This is a genomic window from Mesorhizobium sp. M2C.T.Ca.TU.002.02.1.1 (assembly GCF_003997225.1).
On the sequence record NZ_RZTO01000502.1, the window covers coordinates 1 to 4,676 of the forward strand.

The window sequence follows — 4,676 nt, forward strand, 5'->3', positions numbered from 1 at the left end:
CCTACCAGCCGATCGTGCGGCTGGAGGACGGCAGCGTCGCCGGCTTCGAGGCGCTGCTTCGCTGGGACCATCCCAGGCGCGGCATGATCCCGCCGGGGGACTTCATCCCGGTGGCCGAGAATTGCGGGCTGATCGTGCAGCTCGGCCTGTTCGCCATGCAGCAGGCGGCCGAGGACCTGGCTGCCTGGCAAAAGCAGATCGGCGACGCGCCGCTGTCCATCTCGGTCAATTTGTCGAGCCGCCAGCTCATCCGCCGCGATCTGGTCAGCGACGTCCGCTCGGTCATCGCGCGCGCCAATCTGAAGCCGCGCTGCTTCCGGCTCGAGCTCACCGAATCCCTGGTGATGGACAATCCCGAGCAGACCGCGCATGTGCTGGCCAAGCTCAAGCAGCTCGGCATCGGGCTGTCGCTCGACGATTTCGGCACGGGCTATTCGTCGCTCTCCTATCTGACGCGCTTCCCTTTCGACACGATCAAGATCGACAAGAGCTTCGTCGACGACACGACGCCGAAGCGCGCCGTGCTGCTCAAATCCATGGTCAACATGGCGCATGAGCTAGGCCTTTCGGTGGTGGCGGAAGGCATTTCGGACGAGAGCGACGCGCTGGAGCTGCGCCAGATGGGCTGCGAATATGTCCAGAGCTTCATGTTCGGCGCACCGATGCCCGGCGACCAGGTGCTGAAGACGCTGAGGGAGCAGTACCCGCTGACGCAGGCTTAGAGGCCGTTTGGAAACTCTACTCCTGCGGCCATCTGGCGGCGCTTTCTGCGCTTCCGGTGCTCACGTGCGTTAAGCACGCTCCGCTCCGGTTCTCGAAATCACCACCATATGACTCGCATGAGCGAGTTTCGAAACGGCCTCTGCGTCTGCTCGGTAGGCTTAAGCGTGCCCCGCGGCGGCGCTGAGATGGGCGAGGTCGATGCCGATCGAAGCCAGGATACGATCGTATTTGCGCTCGATATCGGTGTCGAAGAGAAGTTCCTGCGTCGCCGGACAGGTGAGCCAGCCGTTCTCCGCGATCTCGGTTTCGAGCTGGCCGGCGCCCCAGCCGGAATAGCCGAGCGCCATCAGCGCATGGCGCGGGCCACGGCCGGTGGAGATGGCGCGCAGGATGTCGACGGTTGCCGTCAGGCAGATGTCGTCGGAGACTTTGAGCGAGGATTCCACGCGATAGTCGCCGGAATGCAGCACGAAGCCGCGGCTGCGGTCGACCGGCCCGCCATTGCGCACGACGAAATCGCGCGTATGCGCCGGCAGGCGGATCGCTTCCTGCTCGTTCATGATGCCGAGCTGCACGAGCAGGTCCGGAAACAGCATCTGCTGTGTCTGATTGATGATCAGCCCCATCGCGCCCTCGTCGCTATGGGCGCAGACATAGATGACGGAGCGCGCGAAGCGATCGTCCTTCATGCCTGGCATGGCAATCAGGAACTGGTCGTCGAGGAAGCCGCGTCCGGCGGCCGCCTTCTTGTGGCGCAGCAAGTCCATGGCCTGAGCGTAACGCGTTTCGGCAGCGCCGAAAAGATGGTGCCGGTCCCCGATGTCACGCAAATATGATACCGGAAGGGTGACGAAGTCATTGCGCGGCCAACAACGGACGGTCAAATCACCGCATGCGATACATGAAAATACTGGTTCTCGGCGTCGTTTTGGGGTGGGCTGCAAGCCTCCCAGCCGAGGCCTCCTCCTCGATCTGGTACAACTCGGAAGGCGGCAAGGTGCGGCTGGTGACCACCGGCGAGCCCGACGAGGCCGGCAAGATTCACGGCGTGCTCGACATCGCGTTGAAGCCCGGCTGGAAGACCTATTGGCGCGATCCGGGCGATGCCGGCGTGCCGCCGCAGCTCGACATATCCGGCAGCACCAACATCGCCGACGCGCAAATGTCGTTCCCGCCGCCGCAGCGGCATGACGACGGCTACGGCAAATGGGCCGGCTACGATCGTCCGGTATCGCTGCCGGTGACCTTCACGCTGTCTTCGCCCGGCCAGCCGGCGACCATCGACGCCCATGTCTTCCTCGGTATCTGCGAGACGATCTGCATTCCGGTGCAGACCCGGCTCAGCGTCGACCCCGGCTCCGATCCGGATAACGCGACCGACGCCGCACTGGTGAAAACCGCGCTCGCGGCGCTGCCCTCTCCGGCCCGGTCCGATTTCGGCGTCAGCGTGCTGCCCGGAGACCACGAAACCCTTGTCGTCCAGGCGCAGTCGCCCGGCGATCCGGCATCCGTCGATTTCTTCATCGCCGGGGAGCGCGACTATATGTTCGGCGCGCCGGTGCGCAGCCAGAAGGACGGCAAGCTCGTCTTCACCGTGCCGATCCTCGACCGGCCGTCGGCGACGCCGACCGATGGCGGGCTATACTACACGCTGACCAGCGCCGAAGGTTCCGTCGACGGGTTGCTGCCTTTCCCTTGATCCAGGGGCTTTCTGAGCCGCAATTCCGGACGGAAAACCGCAGCACACTTTTCCTGGAATTGCTCTGAGAGCCGCAATTCCGGACGGAAAACCGCAGCACACTTTTCCTGGAATTGCTCTGAGAGCCGCAATTCCGTCCAGGAAAACCGCTGCGCACTTTTCCTGGACTTGTTGTGAGAGGTTGCTGGCCGCCGCGCAGTCCGATATCGAAGGCGTCGGTCCTTCCCATCTCCCGCAAACGAGGCTCCCCATGACCATTTCGGTTGGCGAAAAACTGCCCGACGTGACCTTCAAGACGATGACCGCCGATGGCGCGAAGGATATAAACGGCAAAGAAATCTTCGCTGGCAAGAAGGTGGTGTTATTCGGCGTCCCCGGCGCCTTCACGCCGACCTGCAGCAACAACCATTTGCCAGGCTATCTGGAAAACCACGACGCCATTCTCGCGCGTGGCGTCGACACGATCGCCGTCGTCTCGGTCAACGACGTGCATGTCATGGGCGCCTGGGCGCGCTTCTCCGGCGGCGAGGGCAAGATCCTCTATCTCGCCGATGGCAGCGGTGATTTCGCCAAGGCCGTGGGGCTCGACAACGATCTTTCCGCGGCCGGCATGGGCCTGCGCTCCAAGCGCTTTTCGATGATCGTCGACGACGGCAAGGTCGTGGCGCTCAATGTCGAGACCAAGCCTGGCGTCAACGAAAGCGGCGCCGCCAAGATCCTCGAGCAGCTCTAGATCAGGATGACGTTTCGTTGACCCGCCATCCTGATCTCCCTCTTTGTTGGAGCATGATCTTGTCCGAAAACCGGTTCCCACTTTTCGGGATCATGCTCTGATGCTGGACATTCTCTGGCGCGCGGTGGCGATCGGCATCGGCGCCACGGTGTTCATGGATATCTGGGCGATCATCCTCAACAAGGCGATCGGCCATCCCTTGCCCAATTGGGGCATGGTCGGACGCTGGGTCCGGCATCTGCCGGAGAGGGTCTTTCACGACGATATCGGCAAGGCCGCGCCCTATGCGCATGAAAAGGCGCTGGGCTGGGCCTTCCACTATCTGGTCGGCATCCTCTACGGCGTGATCCTTGTCGTGCTCGCCGGCGCGGGCTGGCTGGCGGCGCCGACCTTCCTGCCGGCCTTCATCCTCGGCATCGTCACGGTCGGGGCCGGCTGGTTCCTGCTGGCGCCCGGCATGGGCGCAGGCTGGGCGGCATCCAAGCTGCCCAATCCGATGAAGGTGCGCGCGCTCAACCTCGTGGCGCACACGGTGTTCGCGCTCGGCATGTTCTCGACGGCGCTGCTGATCCGTTAGCTGTAGAAGTCCCGCGTCAGTAGCTCTGCGTAGAGCGCCGGGGTGCGCGTTTGCCGGTTGGAGCGGCCTTCTGTGGCGCTGCCGCAACCGGCGCAGGCCTTGCCAGCTTCGGCTTGAACGGCGCCATGCCTTGCCGGGCCAGCTCGTCGGCGCGCTCGTTCTCCGGGTGGCCGGCGTGGCCCTTGACCCAGTGCCAGGTCACCTTGTGACGCCGGTTGGCCTCGTCGAGCGCCTGCCAGAGCTCGCCATTCTTGACCGGCTTCCTGTCGCCCGTCTTCCAGCCGTTCTTCTTCCAGCCATGGATCCATTTCGAGATGCCGTCCATGACGTATTTGCTGTCGGTGTAGAGGTCGACCGTGCAAGGTTCCTTCAGCGCGTTGAGCGCGGTGATGGCGGCGAGCAACTCCATGCGGTTGTTGGTGGTCCCAGCCTCGCCGCCGGACAGTTCCTTGGTGACGCCGTTGTAGCGCAGCACCGCGCCCCAGCCGCCCGGCCCGGGATTGCCCGAGCAGGCGCCGTCGGTGAAGATCTCGATCTTTTTGTTCATGTCAGCCCATATTCGGATGGCGACTTGATGGCGCGGTGAAAGCGCATGCGGCGGATATATTCGGTCGGGTCGCGCTTCATCACCAGCCCGCCATCCGGAATGGTCAGCCAGTCATAGAGCCTTGTCAGCATGAAGCGCAGCGCCGAGCCGCGCGCCAGCATCGGCAGCGCCGCCTTCTCCTCGCCCGAGAGCGGCCGCACCGACTGATAGCCGGAAAGCAGCGCCGCCCCCTTGGTGAGATTGAAGGAAAAATCCTTCTCGAAACACCAGGCGTTGAGGCAGGTGGCGACATCGTAAGCGTAGAGATCGTCACAGGCGAAATAGAAGTCGATCAGCCCGGACAGTTTCTCGCCGAGGAAGAAGACATTGTCCGGGAACAGATCGGCATGGATGATGC

The 4,676-nt window shown here is 63.5% G+C and carries 7 protein-coding genes; 4 read left to right on the top strand and 3 right to left on the bottom strand.

Features of this window, described 5'->3' with window-relative positions:
- A partial coding sequence (locus tag EOD07_RS23380; RefSeq protein WP_164772457.1) for an EAL domain-containing protein occupies positions 1-722 on the top strand: 722 nt, incomplete at its 5' end.
- A gap of 159 nt (positions 723-881) precedes the next feature.
- Here EOD07_RS23380 and EOD07_RS23385 read toward each other — a convergent pair.
- The gene (locus EOD07_RS23385; RefSeq protein ID WP_073987002.1) at positions 882-1,490 is read right to left on the bottom strand and encodes a YqgE/AlgH family protein; all 609 of its coding nucleotides are present in this window, start codon (positions 1,488-1,490) and stop codon (positions 882-884) included.
- Positions 1,491-1,615: 125 nt separating this feature from the next.
- On the opposite strand from EOD07_RS23385, the gene EOD07_RS23390 reads away from it, so the two are divergent.
- The 3 genes from EOD07_RS23390 (at position 1,616) to EOD07_RS23400 (ending at position 3,732) form a co-directional block, all read left to right on the top strand.
- Positions 1,616-2,422, top strand: coding sequence for a protein-disulfide reductase DsbD domain-containing protein (locus EOD07_RS23390; protein ID WP_127237139.1), 807 nt, complete (start codon positions 1,616-1,618; stop codon positions 2,420-2,422).
- A 250-nt stretch (positions 2,423-2,672) separates the two neighbouring features.
- A complete protein-coding gene (locus EOD07_RS23395) occupies positions 2,673-3,155 on the top strand; it encodes a peroxiredoxin (protein ID WP_073987000.1) in 483 nt (160 codons plus the stop codon).
- Between the two features lie 100 nt (positions 3,156-3,255).
- Positions 3,256-3,732: a DUF2938 domain-containing protein gene (locus tag EOD07_RS23400; protein WP_073986999.1), complete on the top strand. Its 477-nt coding sequence runs from the start codon at positions 3,256-3,258 to the stop codon at positions 3,730-3,732.
- A 16-nt stretch (positions 3,733-3,748) separates the two neighbouring features.
- Here EOD07_RS23400 and rnhA read toward each other — a convergent pair whose 3' ends face one another.
- Together rnhA and EOD07_RS23410 are read right to left on the bottom strand one after the other, a co-directional pair.
- Entirely contained in the window at positions 3,749-4,279 is a 531-nt protein-coding gene (rnhA, locus tag EOD07_RS23405) for a ribonuclease HI (RefSeq protein WP_127237140.1), read from the bottom strand.
- On the bottom strand, positions 4,276-4,676 hold a 401-nt coding region (locus EOD07_RS23410), incomplete at its 5' end, for a phosphotransferase (protein WP_164772458.1). The genes EOD07_RS23410 and rnhA, both read right to left, overlap by 4 nt.

What these genes read in the sequence shown, in the direction of transcription:
- EOD07_RS23385 (WP_073987002.1), bottom strand. Translation starts at nt 1,490, where the DNA reads ATGGACTTGCTGCGCCACAAGAAGGCGGCCGCCGGACGCGGCTTCCTC.
- EOD07_RS23390 (WP_127237139.1), top strand. Translation starts at nt 1,616, where the DNA reads ATGCGATACATGAAAATACTGGTTCTCGGCGTCGTTTTGGGGTGGGCT.
- EOD07_RS23395 (WP_073987000.1), top strand. Translation starts at nt 2,673, where the DNA reads ATGACCATTTCGGTTGGCGAAAAACTGCCCGACGTGACCTTCAAGACG.
- EOD07_RS23400 (WP_073986999.1), top strand. Translation starts at nt 3,256, where the DNA reads ATGCTGGACATTCTCTGGCGCGCGGTGGCGATCGGCATCGGCGCCACG.
- rnhA (WP_127237140.1), bottom strand. Translation starts at nt 4,279, where the DNA reads ATGAACAAAAAGATCGAGATCTTCACCGACGGCGCCTGCTCGGGCAAT.